Consider the following 14,537-nt stretch of genomic DNA (forward strand, 5'->3'; position numbering starts at 1 on the left):
TGGGTGAGATAAGAAAATGAATAAAAAAAGTTTAGTTGTTTTATTTCCAGGTGTTGGATATACATGTGATAAACCACTTTTATATTACACAGGAAAGTTGTTTGTACAAGATGGTTATGAAATAAAAAAATTATCATATTGTGGATTTCAAAAAAATATTAAAGATGATAAAGAAAAAATGAATCATGCATATGAGTTGGTTAAAAATCAAACATTAGAACAATTAAAAGACGTTAATTGGGATGAGTATAAAAAAGTTATTTTTATTTCTAAAAGCATCGGAACAGTTGGTGCGTCATCGTTTTTTAAGTATCTGTCAGATAAGAAAATAATAAAAAAAGACTTAAAAATTTCTAACATTTTCCTAACTCCTTTAGAAGAAACATTTAAATATGTTATTGAAAAAAGTGGAGTAGTTGTAATTGGTGATAAAGATCAGTGGAGTGATTATACTAAAATTATTGAATTGTCTAAAAAGTATAAATTGTCATCATATGTTATTGAAAATGCCAATCACTCACTTGAGAATAGCGATATTATTAATAATTTAGAAATTATAGCTAAAGTTGTAAAAATCGTTGATTCTAGCCGATAAAACATGTAGTAAAGTGCGAATATTTTTATTATTAGGAGGTGCATTGTAGATGAAAATCGCAATGGCATGTGATCATGCAGGAACAAAATTAAAAAATGAAATTAAGGAATATTTAATTAGTGAAGGACATGAAGTAGTAGATTTTGGTACAAAAGATGAAAATTCATGTGATTTATCTGATTTTGTATATCCAGCTTCTTTAGCAGTTGCAAAAGGCGAGTGTGAAAGAGGAATATTTGTAGATGGTGTTGGTTATGGTAGTGCATTAATCGCAAATAAAATTAATGGTGTATATGCGGCAGTTTGCCAAGATACATTTTGTGCTAAATTAGCAAGATGGCACACAGACTCAAATGTATTATGTTTAGGTGCTAAGATTATTGGTAGTATGATTGCCATGGAAATAGTAAAAGATTGGATGGCAACTGAAGCTCTAACAGATGAAAAATATAGAAGAAGAGTTAAAAAAGTTGAAGAAATTAATGACAAACATTGTGTTCCAGTAAAATAGTCTCTTAAGTGATAGCTTTAGTGTTTCAGAAGTATTGTTCAGGGTTTATATGATGTGTAGGAGGTCCTATGAGAGAGCAAGAATTTGTATATGCGGACTTAACGAAACAGAAGGCAAGAATGAATCGGGCACTTGTAATGGGTTACGTAATTTTTGCGTTTTTCATTTTTTTGATAAGTGGAGTTAATTATGTAGCGAAATTAAATACATTAAAAACAGTTTTGAATGTAGATGGTTGTACACTTATTGTATTATTTTTATTAGTTTTAGATTTAAAGTTGGATAAAAATAAAGAGAGATTAAGATATTGTGCATTGTTTGGACTTATTTTAATCCAGATAGTTACATCTATTGTTTATAATGCAAGTTATATTTCAGTTTTAGTTACAGCTCCATTGATAGGTTGTATATTGTTTTATGATAAAATTTTTTCTGCATTGGCAGGCATATTAGTTAGTTCTTCATGTTTAGGAATATTTTTAGTAAAAAAATTTGTTCTTAAAAATGTATCAGTAGAAGATACAGTAGTTGAATCCTTTTTGATTGCCGCAATAATCTTAGTTGTGGCTATAGCATATTTGGCAGTTTCAATAGGTAAAGAATTTCAAAGTGATATGTTTGGAAAAATTGACTATGATAAAAGTATCCAGGATAAAATGCTAGGAGAAATAGTTTCAGTGGCTGATTCTGTTAGAAATCAAACTAACAGTGCAATGACTAATATGAGAGAATTAGAAGATGCAACAGGAGTAGTTCATAAGGTTGTAAACGATATTACTGTAAGTAACATGTCTACAGTAGAAAATGTTCAAACTCAAACTCAAATGACTCAAAATATTCAAGAATCAATTGAGGAAACACTTAAATACGCAAAAGATATGGTTGAGATTGCTAATGGAGCAGAAGAGATTAATGGAAACAATCAAGTGACTATTAATAAATTAAAAGAGCAAGCTGCAACTATTCAAAATACAAACTCACATGTAGCGACAGCAATGGATAATTTGCAAGAAAAAACAGAAGCTGTTAAAGGTATAGCAGATACAATTTTTTCAATATCAAGTCAGACAAATTTATTGGCTCTTAATGCATCAATAGAAAGTGCAAGGGCAGGTGAAGCAGGTCGAGGATTTGCTGTGGTTGCAGATGAAATCAGAGAATTAGCTGAAAAAACAAGGGCAGAGACAGAAACAATTGCAAATGTATTAGAGGAACTTTCGTTTAATGCAAATAATGCAGCAGAGGCTGTTAAAGAATCAACAGAAGCAACAAATTCACAAAATGAACTTATTACAGAAGCAGCAGGAAGTTTTGAAGCTATGAGCAAGAGTGTTGGTGAATTGACTAGAAATATAAATGAAATAGATATTATGATTAATAGTTTATCTGACGCAAATAATCAGATAGTGGATAATATTATGCAGTTGTCATCTGTATCGCAAGAGGTTGCTTCTAGTTCAGAACAAGCTCAAGAATATAGTAATCGTAATCTTGAAAAAGTTGAAACTACTAAAGGTTTACTTGAAAAAATTGAAAATGAAGCTGGAAAACTAGATAAATATATTTGAAATAAAAATTATAGAATTAAACACAAAAACCATAAAATACAGGGAGGAGAGTGAGACTATGAATAATGTATTTACCGAAAAAGATAGGCTATTTATTGTTTTAGTTTCACTTCTCGTTGTATTTATGTGGATAGCATCCTCGATGATATTTACAGATGGGGGTGTTAAAAAATACACAATTGAAAAGAAAAATGTAATTAAATTAGTACCACAAAAAATAGAAGAAATTCCACAAAAAAATTCGGATATACCGATAAAAAGGTATTATTTGAATGGAAAAACAATAAGAAATAATGGTGGATGCCTTCAATTTTATAGTCATTACACAGCAATTAATATTGAAGAAATGTATACAACAGGTGAAAAAAAGTGCGTTTATAGGGTAGAAAAATCAAACTCCCCTTTTGGAAGAAATTCAGGTACGCGCTTTAATTTTGCTTTAATTTCGCCACAAGTTCAAAAAGTTATAGTGGAAACAAAGGATGATTTTTCAATGACATCTAAACCAATAACATTTGAATGTGGAGAAGAATCAACACTTTATTATAATTTTATAATAAAGAATTTGTCGAGGTATGCACTTGTTACAATTGAGTTGCTTCTTGGAATTTATATTATTATAAGCTATTGGCTAGTTGGCTATAAGAAAAAAAGACAAAGATATATCTTGTATTATGGAACTTTGTTAATGTACATGGGAATGTGGTGCTCTTTAGAGATGGATATTTTAAACGTTTTGTTTGATAATAGTTCATCCGTATATTTTATGATTTATGGCATTTTATTAACAGTTCCTATTCCTTTTATTTTATTTGTGGATTCTTATTATGGTGTAAAATATAATTGGTTTTCAGAAATAATAAAATTAGTGTCTGCAATACAAGCTTTTATATATGTAGTATTGCAACTTTTAGGAATAATAGAATTTAGAGAAATATTAACATGGATCCAAATAGTTTTGACAGCTATGAATGGGTATCTTATTTATGTATCCTATTTATTTTTTAAGAATAATAAGGATACAGTTTATAAAATTGAAAAAATTACAGAAACGTGTGGCTTGTTAATTGGTTATGTGTTGGCTGTTTTATCATATAGGATGATGCATTTTGAGAATAATTTTTATGTGTTAGTGTTGGTTGTAGCATACAGTGTTGGAGTGTGGTATAATATCACGAAGCGCGAAATTGTATTAGACGAAGAAAATAAACGCATAGAAATATATCGTTCTCAGGCAGAGTATGATATTTTGACGAATATCAAAAATAGAAATAGTTTTGAAAATTTTATGTTCGGTTTAAAAGAGTATAGTGGGTATAGTGTGTGCGTATTTGATGTAAATAATTTAAAACATTGCAATGATACCTATGGTCATAAGGCTGGAGATAGACTAATAGTAGCCTGTGCTAACTGTATTAAAGATGTATTTGAAAAATTAGGTGATGTATATAGAATTGGTGGTGACGAATTCTGTGTCATCCTAAAAAAAAGAGACAAAAAAGATATTGAGTTATTACTAGATGATTTGAAGAGTTTACAAGATGAGTATAATAAATCTAATCATGAGGTAAAAATGGAGGTCGCTGCAGGTTACGCTATTTTTTCGACGAAATATGATGATAATCTAGAAAATACTTTTTCGAGAGCTGATAAAATGATGTATTATAATAAGAGAAATATAAAAGAAAAGACTAACTAGTTGTGTTAGAAAGGTATAAAAAATGATTAAAGTTGAGAATTTATCATATTCTTTTCCAGATAAAGAATTATATAAAGATGTTTCATTTGAAATAGAAGAAGGAATGCATTGCGTATTTATTGGAAGTAATGGTACAGGAAAAACAACATTAATTGATATGATGTTAGATCCAAAAAAGTATTTATACGACGGAAAAATAACAGGTTTAGAAAACAAAAGAATAGGTTATGTAAAACAATTTGAAGTACATGATAAAGCGTGTAATACTACTGTTTTTGAATATTTAAATGAATATTTTGTTAAATTATTAAAAGAGACAGAAGATACATGTGCTATGATGGCTGAAGCTGAAAACATGGATGAATTATTCGAAAAATATCAAAGTTTATTAGATGAGTTTTTAGCATTAGATGGAGAACATGCTTCTACTAATATTTATAAAGCATTAAAGGATGCTGATTTATTTGAAAAGTGTGATTTACCTATTAAGGATATTTCAGGTGGAGAATTTAAGCTTGTTCAAGTTATAAAGGCAATGCTTATGAAACCAGATTTGTTAATTATGGATGAACCAGATGTCTTTTTAGATTTTAAAAATTTAAATGGTTTAGTTGAATTAATAAAAACATATCCTAAAACAATGCTTGTTATAACACATAACAGATTCCTATTAAATCATTGTTTTAATCAGATTCTTCAGATTGAAAACTGCGAAGTTCAACAGTTTATCGGTAATTTTATAGAATATAACTTAATGAGATTAGAAACTAAGTTAGAAAATAGACAAATTGAGAAACAACAGGATGAAGAAATCGAAAAAAATGAGCAAATGGTTAAAAAGTTAAGAGCAACTGCAACCGTTATTGATTCGGCATCTCGTGGACGCCAATTGAAAGCAAGAGTTAGCTATTTAGAAAGACTTAAGATGAATAAGATTAAGTCACCATTTTTAGAGACTCCTGTATATGATATTCAAATTGAACCTTCTGATTCATTAGAAGAAGAAGATATTGCAATCAAGGTCTCAGATTTTGGAGTTGAATTTGAAGAAAAATTATTAGAAAAAGTTGAATTCGATATAAAAGGAAGAGAAAAAGTCGCAATTGTTGGAGCTAACGGAACAGGTAAAACTACACTTTTAAATCGTATTATGAAAGTGGCAAATGATTCTGTTGCAGAGAAACTGTCAGAAAATGTAGATAACAAGAATTTTACTGGAAAGATTGAATTTTCACCTAATGCTAGTATTTCTATTTTGTCACAAACAAGAGACGATTTAGAAGAGACTTCTGAAGACAAAAAAATGTCTGGTGGAGAAAAAAATATGTATCAGGTGAAAGAAGTTACATCTAAGAAACCAAATGTTTTAATATTAGATGAGCCAACAAGTCACTTAGATATTTATGCGCAAGAATCATTAGAAAAGGCTTTAAAAGAATATAATGGAGCAGTTCTTTTTGTTTCGCATGATTTTTATACTATTGCAACTTTAGCAGATAGAGTGTTATTAGTAGAGAATAATTCTATTCGTCAAATGAGTAATAGAGCATTTAGAAAAATGATTTATTCAAAGCATTTTAATAAAGATTATTTATTACTTGAGCAAAAGAAAAAAGAAGTTGAAAGACGAATTGAACAGCATTTATTGAAAGATGAATTTTCAAAAGCAAAAAAACTTTGTGATGAATTAGAAGAAATAACAGAGAAAATGACTGAAATTAGATAAAAGACTTTAAGTTTTTAACTTGGGGGGATGGTCTATGAAGAAGATTAGTAATAGAACTAGAAAAATTTTCTATTGGATAGAAGTAATTATAGTATCTATAATTTTCTTCCTTATGATAGCTTCTAATTTCCTTAAATATAATCAAGAATTTAATCTAAATGATGAAAAACAAAAAATTGAAGTCATTAAGCCTAAAAAGGTAGTTAAAATGGATGGATTAAAAACATTATATGTTTTTGATAGAGATGAGATACTGAAAAAAGGTAAAATGATTTCTTTTTTTACTAATAGATTAGAAGTTGATGCGTATGTTGACGGAGAAAAAATATATAGTTGTCATAAAGTTAATTCAAAATATGGCGAAACAACTGGAAACGTATGGAATCAAGTCATTATTAGAAATGATATAATGAATGATGTTTATATTTATACGAAATATGAAACTAGAATTAATAATATAAAAAATATACATTTTCTTATAGGGGATAAATCATTGACGATAAAGACTCTATTAGAAAAATATTTTTTAGAATTGATGGTTTCAATTATTGTTATAATAATTGGCTTGTATATTTGTGCTAATTTTGCTTTTGCTACGGTGGAATTAGATCAAAGTGATGGCGCAATGTATTGTGGAATTGTACTCGTATTATTAGGAATATGGGCGGTGAATGAGTCACATATTGTTACGATGTTTTATAGAAATAGTGTGGCACGTTATTTTACAAGCTATTTAATTATAATGCTTATACCATATCCATTATTGATTTTTTTTAGTAAATACTATAATAGGCATAATAAAGTAGTTCATTTTGTGGTTGGAATTGGATATATTTTAAATATAATTTTTTCATTGTTATTTCAACTAGCTGGTATTTTTGAATTACATCAAAGTGTTATTGTAACTCATATGCTTTGCCTTATCGTGATAGTAGATTTGATGTATACGGGAATTATTACGATTAAACAAAATATGCGGCATCAGAGGCATAGTATAGGGGCTGTTGTTGAAATTATTGGGTTGTTTTTAAGTATAATTAGTATAATCATTATATATTATTTTGTTAGATTTGATACTTATATGTATGCGATTACAATGATTATTATTGTAAGTTCAATTATATGGGGCAAACTCGCAGGAAATAGATCAAAGTTATTAGATGAAAAGCAGAGACTTGAGTACTATTATAATTTAGCTGAAAAAGATGTTCTTACAGGATTAAAAAACAGAAATTCCTATGAACGATGGATGAGAGAACGTCAAAGAAAAATTAATGTTGCAATAATTACCTATGATTTAAATGATTTAAAAAAAACAAATGATGTTTTTGGGCATCTTGAGGGTGATACATACATCATAGAAGCGGCTAAGATTATTGATAAAGTTTTTAATGAAGTTGGTGAAAGTTATAGAATTGGTGGAGATGAGTTTTGCACTATTATAACAAATAAATTAGATATGCCAATTAGTAAATATATTAATACAATTAAACTTTTACAAGAAATGTATAATCGTACAGAACCGGCTATAATTATGAATATAGCCATTGGTTATGCTATCTTTGATAAGAACATAGACAATAGTTTAGAGGATACAAGAGATAGAGCTGATGCTATGATGTACAAGAATAAGCGAAGATTAAAAAACAAAAATGGACCGCTTGAAGTAGAATGAAAAATTTGTTAAACTAGTAAAGAGACAAAATTTGAGACAGAGTAGTAGGTGTTATTTTATGCAACAAAAAGAAGATAAGATTATTTACAAAGTTACTAGTATTGGATTAAAAGATATTCAAATAGTAAATTTAGCAAATGACAAGGACCTAAGAAATGTACCAAAATACAAGCTTCCGTTAGGTTTAGAAATCGGAATGAGTGTCGAAATTAATTCATTCGGGTTATATGAGATAGTTAAATAAAAAAGGACCGTAGGGTCCTTTTTTTAATGTGGTTTTAGAAAAAAATATACACTAAACGGAATATGTATTATAATAAAGAACATGTGACGTTGTAGAAGAATCTAATTTTTTAGAATAGGAGAAAAGAAACGATATGACACACTTAGAAGAGTATTACAATAAATTCAATGAAGATAAGAGACTTAATTCGCGTTATGGAAGAATAGAATACGAAGTTTCGATGACATATATTCACAAGTACATAGATGAGTATTTAAAGAAGAACAATATGAAAAAAGAAGAATTAAAAATTCTTGAAGTTGGTGCTGGTACAGGACGATACTGCATTCCATTATCTGAGGAAGGCTATGATGTACATGCTATAGAACTAGTAAAACATAATTTAGGTGTTCTAAAGTCAAAAGGAAGTAGCGTTAAGGCAATTTTAGGAAACGCTTTAAAATTAAAGAAATACGAAGATAATTATTTCGATATAGTTCTTGTATTAGGACCAATGTATCATTTATTAAAAAAAGAAGAAAAAATTCAAGCGTTAAATGAGGCAAAAAGAGTATCAAAAAATGGTGCAAATATTTTTGTGTCTTATGTTATGAATGACTATGCAGTTTTATTTTTTGGAATAAAAGAGGGACATCTAGGGGAGAGCATAGCTTCTGGTAAATTAGACAAAACTTTTCATTGTAAAGAAAATGCAAATGAATTATATAGTTATGTAAGACTTGAAGATATCGATGAATTAAATGAGCAAACAAAATTAAAGCGTGACTTAATTTTATCTCCAGATGGCTCGACTAACGTTTTACGTCAATATTTAAATAAATTAACAGAAGACGAGGTTGATCAGGTTATTCAGTATCAATTAGCTACATGTGAGAGAAAAGATTTATTAGGAGCAGGAGCTCATACACTAGATATTTTAAGTGTAGAAAAATAAAAAAATAGAGCAAAATTTTCACAAAAATTGTTTGTATTACACGAAAAATATGGCAAATTAGCAAATTGAAGTAAAATTTTCGTTGTGTTAGACTTGAAATAAGAAAAGATATTGAAAAAAATGTCGATAAATAATATGTAGGGTATAGATAGATGCCGCCAAAAAATGTTTGTTTACATTGTTGTAGGCTATATAAGTAATAAGTATATTAATTTCAAGGAGGTTTTCCATGTTTTGGAAAGATAATAGACTTGTTAATACCATTAGACCGAAAAAGGAAAAAGGTGAAAGTGATGAAAGTCATGACATGGCAGATGCTCTAGTAGGCTATTATGAAATGGATATGGCAGCAGTTCAATTATATGGTAAAGATGGTAAATTACCACCTTTAAAAGAGGTCTCAGGCTACATGGTAAGACCAGGCTATTATAGAATGTTAGGAGCAACGGAAACTCCATTTGGGGTAAGCTTTACGATTAATTCTCATGGTGCAACTAGTTGTACATTATTACTTTTTAAACCAAGAGAGAGTGAGCCTTATGCTGAGCTTTTGTTTCCACAGAACTGTCATATAGGTAACACGTATTCAATGTTAGTGTATGGATTAAAAATTGACGAATTTGAATATGCTTATAAATTTGATGGACCATATCAACCGGAAATAGGTAAGATTTTTGATTCAAGTAAAGTTTTGCTTGATCCATATGCTAAGGCTGTAACAGGTCAAAGAAATTGGGGCGAGTCAGAAGATGGTGGTAAGCCATTCACGTATAAAGCGCGTGTTGTAAAAAATAATTTTGACTGGCGAGATGTAAAACAATTGGAGTTACCTTTTGAAGATTTAGTTATTTATGAAATGCATGTTAGGGGGTTCACAAAAGATAAATCTTCAGGTGTTCATGCTAAAGGTACATTTCAGGGAATTAGAGAAAAAATACCATATTTGAAAGACTTAGGTATTAATGCAATAGAGCTTATGCCAGTTTTTGAATTTGATGAAATGGAAAGTGCAAGAGTTGTTGATGGTACTCAATTATATAATTATTGGGGCTATAATACGGTATGTTTTTTTGCACCAAATACAAGTTATGCATATAAAAGAGAACACAATCATGAGGGCGAAGAATTAAAACGATTAATATATGACTTAAAGAAAAATGGAATAGAAGTAATCCTTGATGTTGTATTTAACCATACTGCAGAGGGAAATGAACAGGGACCTTGTTTTTCATTTAAGGGAATAGATAATGATGTTTATTATATGTTGACACCTGACGGATATTATTACAACTTTAGTGGTTGTGGTAATGTATTGAACTGTAATCATCCAATTGTAAGACGTTTTATTATTGATTGCTTGAGACATTGGGTTGTTGAATATAGAGTTGATGGATTTAGATTTGACTTGGCATCAATTTTAAGTAGAGATCAAAATGGTGCACCAATGGCTAATCCTCCAATATTAGAGGAAATGGCATTTGATGCTGTACTAGGAAAAGTAAAATTAATTGCAGAAGCTTGGGATGCTGGAGGATTATATCAAGTTGGTAGTTTCCCTTCGTGGAGTAGATGGGCTGAGTGGAACGGAAAATATAGAGATGACATGAGAAGATTTTTAAAAGGAGATGCAGGAACAGCTCAGGATGCAATTAATAGAATTACAGGTTCTAAGGACTTATATGATCCAAAATACCGTGGAAATAGCGCTTCTGTAAACTTTTTAACTTGTCACGATGGATTTACTCTTTATGATTTATATTCTTATAATATGAAACATAATGAGAAAAATGGTTGGGATAATACAGATGGCGATAATAACGGCAATAGTTGGAATTGTGGAGTAGAAGGTGAAACGAACAATCCGGTTATTCAGGGGCTTAGACTTAGATTGATTAAGAATGCATTTGCAACATTATTATGTAGTAGAGGACCTGCGATGTTTTTTGCAGGAGATGAATTTTGTAATACTCAGTTTGGTAATAATAATGCGTATTGCCAGGATAATATTGTTTCATGGTTAGATTGGAATCGATTAGAAGAGTTTGGAGAAATACATGATTTTGTAAGGTTTATGATTAAATTTAGAAAAGATCATCCAGTACTCAGAAAAACGACTAGACCATCAAAATCTTCTTTACCAGAGATTAGTATACATAACGGTTATCCATATAAGGCACAAACTGATTATGATACCCATATGATTGGTGTAATGTATGCGGGGCGTGATGAAGAGGATACGAAAGATGATATTGTTTTTGTGGCAATTAATACATACTGGGAGCCACTTACTATGCAGTTGCCAGAATTACCATATACGTTCGAATGGAGAGTAGAAGTTAATACATTTTGTGAATATAAAGATGGTATTGATGCACAAGCTTTTACTGAGATTTACGGACCAAATACAATCAGAGTACCAGCTAGAACAGTAATTATTTTAAAAGGCGATAAAATTTAATATATAGTAATAATAGCAAAAATATTAAACCTCATTGCTAGGCTAATGTGTCAGATTTTAAAGTATTAGTTTTTGATACTAATGTTTTAAGAAGTGGCAAGGCCTAGAAATGAGGTTTTTTTTGAAAATTAAAAAAATTTTTAAAAAATAAGAACTAGATTTAGCAAAAAAATGTGCTCGATCCCAAAATAGGTAAAAATGCTGAAATATAATAAGTAATATGTTAAAATCATATTAGAGAATATAATTTTAAATGGATTAGATAAGGCACTAAAAAATATTGCGAGGAGGAAAACACGATGATATATCAGTGTTTAATTGTTGAAGATGAACGTGAATTAGCAGAAGCAACGTCAGAGTATTTTAATATGTTTGATATAAAATCGGCTTTTGTTGAAGAGGGAAAAGATTGTTTTAAATTTTTAGAGAAAAATCAAGTCAGTATTTTACTTTTAGATATAAATTTAAAAAATGAAAATGGGATAGATATTTGCAGAAAAATCAGAGAAAAATATGATTTACCAATAATATTTATAAGTGCAAGACAAAAGGATGATGATATTTTAGTAGCTTTAAGTTCTGGAGGCGATGATTATGTGAAAAAGCCATATTCGTTAAGCGTACTTATGGCGAAAGTTAAGGCTACTTTAAGACGTCTTGAATTAAATAATAATGAAAAAGAGTGTACTGATGAAAAAATAAATTATAATAAAACGGATAAAAACAGTAATTATATGCTAGTTTCGGAAGAAGAAAACATAATAAAATTAGATAATAGAAATTTTACTATTATATATAAAGGAAAGAAAATATATTTAAAGGCTAGAGAATTTGCTTTGTTGCAAGAACTGTATAACCATAGAGGTGAAATTGTAACAAAAGAAGAACTGTTTGAGACTGTTTGGCAAGATGGATTCTATAGTGATAGTACATTAAATGTTCATATCAGGAGATTAAGAGAAAAAATAGAAAACGACCCGAGTAGACCACAGCTTATAAAAACAATATGGGGAACGGGGTATAAATTAGACATATGGGAAAACGATTAGATACAATTATTTTTCTTACAATAATAGTTTCATTTATATATATTTGTGTTACGTTGTTTCAATATGATGAACCACAGGTGAATTTGTCATATATAAATGAACGTTATTATAAGGTCACAGAAGATTATGAGAAGACTAAGAAAATTACGGATAATAAATCGTATAAAATCATTTTGAAAAAGGATGAAACTTATGAAAAAGAATTATATAAAGCATATAAGAATAATGATTTTGTAATGGAATTTGAGCCAAATAAAAGCACAAGAGGTACAGTTATTTGGTTTAATAATCATGAAAAATTTAAAAAATTTAAAGAAGAATTAATAAAAAAAGTACTTATTATGTGGACAATTATTTCAGGATTGTTTGTGAGTGTGTATTTTTTTATTAATAAAGGAATATTACAACAATATAATGAGATACAAAAATATACAGGAGAAATAGCAAAATTAAATTTAGATATAAAATTACCTAGGCATAAATATAATTATTTTGGCAAGGTTACAGAAGGTTTTGATATTATGAGAGAAGAATTAAAAAAAGCAAAGCAGAAAGAATATGAGGCTAATGTGGCTAAAAAAGAATTAGTAGCTGAATTGAGTCATGATATTAAAACGCCAATCTCAACAATAAAGGCTGTTACAGAACTTTTACTTATTAAAGAAGATGATCCTAAAAAATTAGAAAAACTTCAAACTATTGAAAAAAAGAGTGACACTATAAATGAGCTAATAAATAATCTTTTTCATGCAACTTTAGAAGAATTAGAGGAATTAGAAGTTAATCCAGAATTAGTGGATTCAAGAAAGCTTTCATATTTTTTAGAAGAGCTTCGAATTTTTGGAACGATTGAAGAAGAAAATCAAGTGACAGAGTGTTTGATTTATATGGATGAATTAAGAATGGAGCAGGTTATAACTAACATAATATATAATTCTTATAAATACGCAAATACTGTTGTAAAAGTTAAGTATGAAGAAAATGAAACAGAACTCGTTATGACAATAAGAGATTTTGGAAAAGGAGTTTCTGAAGAAGAACTACCACTTTTGACACAAAAATATTATAGAGGATCTAATGCTAGAAATTCTAAAGATACAGGTGCTGGGCTCGGAATGTATCTTGTAAAATATTTTATGGAAAAACAAAATGGTGGTGTAGAAATTTATTGTGATAAGGGCTTTGTAGTGGTGCTTCACATAAAAAAACAGTTAAGAAATAGTTAAGAAATATGCAAGTTTAAGGTAAAGATTTTTATAAAAATTTGCTGTAGTATAAATATAAATCAAGGAAAAATATAGCGAATTTTTAGGAGGTCATTATGTCGGAGTTGATTATAGCAAAAGATTTATGCAAAACATTTTCAAATAATTCGGTACAACAACACGTTTTAAAAAATTTGAATTTAGAAATACATAAAGGTGAATTCTTAGTGATAATGGGAAATTCAGGATCGGGAAAATCGACGTTATTGTATTCCTTATCCGGAATGGATCGTATAACTTTAGGAAAAATAATATATGATGGGACAGAAATACAAAATTACTCAGATGCAAAATTATGTGTTTTTAGAGGAAAAAATACCGGTTTTGTTTTTCAACAAAATTTTTTAAATGATACATTGACTGTTTTAGATAATGTGATGGTGTGTGGACTTTTAACGCATAAAAATAGAAAAAAATTAGTTCAAAAAGTCAAAACGCTTTTATTACATGTAGGTATAAAAGAAGAGGATTTTAATAAATTTCCTAGTCAACTTTCAGGAGGTCAAAAGCAAAGAGTTGCCGTTGTTAGGGGAATTATAAATGAACCACAGGTACTTTTTGCAGATGAACCAACAGGAGCATTAAATTCGGATAATACAGAAAAACTTCTAGATATTCTTACAGATATGAATGAAAAAGGCCAGACAATTGTAATGGTAACACATAGTGTTGAGGCAGCACGAAGAGGCGATAGAGTAATGTATTTAGAAGATGGAATTATAAAAGATACTATTGAGTTAGGAAAATATTCAAAACGTGAAAAAAGTGTAAATAAGAAACTAAATCATTTCTTAGAAGAAATGGGGTGGTAAT

The 14,537-nt window shown here is 29.1% G+C and carries 12 protein-coding genes; all 12 read left to right on the plus strand.

What is annotated here, in order from left to right:
- Positions 1–16 precede the first annotated feature (16 nt).
- Positions 17–595 carry a hypothetical protein gene (locus BMY79_RS03645; protein ID WP_074730428.1) on the plus strand — a complete coding sequence of 193 codons (579 nt, stop codon included), beginning with the start codon at positions 17–19 and terminating at the stop codon, positions 593–595.
- Between the two features lie 49 nt (positions 596–644).
- Positions 645–1,106, plus strand: a complete 462-nt coding sequence (locus tag BMY79_RS03650) for an RpiB/LacA/LacB family sugar-phosphate isomerase (protein ID WP_022748787.1) — start codon at positions 645–647, stop codon at positions 1,104–1,106.
- Positions 1,107–1,174: 68 nt separating this feature from the next.
- A complete protein-coding gene (locus BMY79_RS03655) occupies positions 1,175–2,674 on the plus strand; it encodes a methyl-accepting chemotaxis protein (RefSeq protein ID WP_074730429.1) in 1,500 nt (499 codons plus the stop codon).
- 58 nt (positions 2,675–2,732) lie between these two features.
- The gene (locus BMY79_RS03660; protein ID WP_027421589.1) at positions 2,733–4,373 is read left to right on the plus strand and encodes a GGDEF domain-containing protein; all 1,641 of its coding nucleotides are present in this window, start codon (positions 2,733–2,735) and stop codon (positions 4,371–4,373) included.
- Positions 4,374–4,395: 22 nt separating this feature from the next.
- On the plus strand, positions 4,396–6,099 hold the full coding sequence (locus tag BMY79_RS03665) for an ATP-binding cassette domain-containing protein (protein ID WP_074730430.1): 1,704 nt from the start codon (positions 4,396–4,398) through the stop codon (positions 6,097–6,099).
- 34 nt (positions 6,100–6,133) lie between these two features.
- Positions 6,134–7,774, plus strand: coding sequence for a GGDEF domain-containing protein (locus BMY79_RS03670; protein ID WP_022748793.1), 1,641 nt, complete (start codon positions 6,134–6,136; stop codon positions 7,772–7,774).
- Between the two features lie 58 nt (positions 7,775–7,832).
- Positions 7,833–8,018: a hypothetical protein gene (locus tag BMY79_RS03675; protein ID WP_022748795.1), complete on the plus strand. Its 186-nt coding sequence runs from the start codon at positions 7,833–7,835 to the stop codon at positions 8,016–8,018.
- 133 nt (positions 8,019–8,151) lie between these two features.
- Positions 8,152–8,952, plus strand: coding sequence for a class I SAM-dependent methyltransferase (locus BMY79_RS03680; RefSeq protein WP_027421588.1), 801 nt, complete (start codon positions 8,152–8,154; stop codon positions 8,950–8,952).
- Positions 8,953–9,295: 343 nt separating this feature from the next.
- On the plus strand, positions 9,296–11,410 hold the full coding sequence (gene glgX / locus BMY79_RS03685) for a glycogen debranching protein GlgX (protein ID WP_027429986.1): 2,115 nt from the start codon (positions 9,296–9,298) through the stop codon (positions 11,408–11,410).
- Positions 11,411–11,709: 299 nt separating this feature from the next.
- A complete protein-coding gene (locus BMY79_RS03690; RefSeq protein WP_074730431.1) occupies positions 11,710–12,459 on the plus strand; it encodes a response regulator transcription factor in 750 nt (249 codons plus the stop codon).
- Positions 12,444–13,685, plus strand: coding sequence for a sensor histidine kinase (locus tag BMY79_RS03695; RefSeq protein ID WP_051532746.1), 1,242 nt, complete (start codon positions 12,444–12,446; stop codon positions 13,683–13,685). The genes BMY79_RS03690 and BMY79_RS03695 overlap by 16 nt, the downstream gene beginning before the upstream one ends.
- 95 nt (positions 13,686–13,780) lie before the next feature.
- A complete protein-coding gene (locus BMY79_RS03700) occupies positions 13,781–14,536 on the plus strand; it encodes an ABC transporter ATP-binding protein (protein WP_022748802.1) in 756 nt (251 codons plus the stop codon).
- Position 14,537 lies beyond the last annotated feature (1 nt).

The organism is Lachnobacterium bovis, assembly GCF_900111325.1.
Classification (GTDB): Bacteria; Bacillota; Clostridia; order Lachnospirales; family Lachnospiraceae; genus Roseburia; species Roseburia bovis_A.

Excerpts from the sequence above, each read along its gene's own strand:
- BMY79_RS03645 (WP_074730428.1), top strand. The coding sequence starts at position 17 with ATGAATAAAAAAAGTTTAGTTGTTTTATTTCCAGGTGTTGGATATACA.
- BMY79_RS03650 (WP_022748787.1), top strand. The coding sequence starts at position 645 with ATGAAAATCGCAATGGCATGTGATCATGCAGGAACAAAATTAAAAAAT.
- BMY79_RS03655 (WP_074730429.1), top strand. The coding sequence starts at position 1,175 with ATGAGAGAGCAAGAATTTGTATATGCGGACTTAACGAAACAGAAGGCA.
- BMY79_RS03660 (WP_027421589.1), top strand. The coding sequence starts at position 2,733 with ATGAATAATGTATTTACCGAAAAAGATAGGCTATTTATTGTTTTAGTT.
- BMY79_RS03665 (WP_074730430.1), top strand. The coding sequence starts at position 4,396 with ATGATTAAAGTTGAGAATTTATCATATTCTTTTCCAGATAAAGAATTA.
- BMY79_RS03670 (WP_022748793.1), top strand. The coding sequence starts at position 6,134 with ATGAAGAAGATTAGTAATAGAACTAGAAAAATTTTCTATTGGATAGAA.
- BMY79_RS03675 (WP_022748795.1), top strand. The coding sequence starts at position 7,833 with ATGCAACAAAAAGAAGATAAGATTATTTACAAAGTTACTAGTATTGGA.
- BMY79_RS03680 (WP_027421588.1), top strand. The coding sequence starts at position 8,152 with ATGACACACTTAGAAGAGTATTACAATAAATTCAATGAAGATAAGAGA.
- glgX (WP_027429986.1), top strand. The coding sequence starts at position 9,296 with ATGGCAGCAGTTCAATTATATGGTAAAGATGGTAAATTACCACCTTTA.
- BMY79_RS03690 (WP_074730431.1), top strand. The coding sequence starts at position 11,710 with ATGATATATCAGTGTTTAATTGTTGAAGATGAACGTGAATTAGCAGAA.
- BMY79_RS03695 (WP_051532746.1), top strand. The coding sequence starts at position 12,444 with ATGGGAAAACGATTAGATACAATTATTTTTCTTACAATAATAGTTTCA.
- BMY79_RS03700 (WP_022748802.1), top strand. The coding sequence starts at position 13,781 with ATGTCGGAGTTGATTATAGCAAAAGATTTATGCAAAACATTTTCAAAT.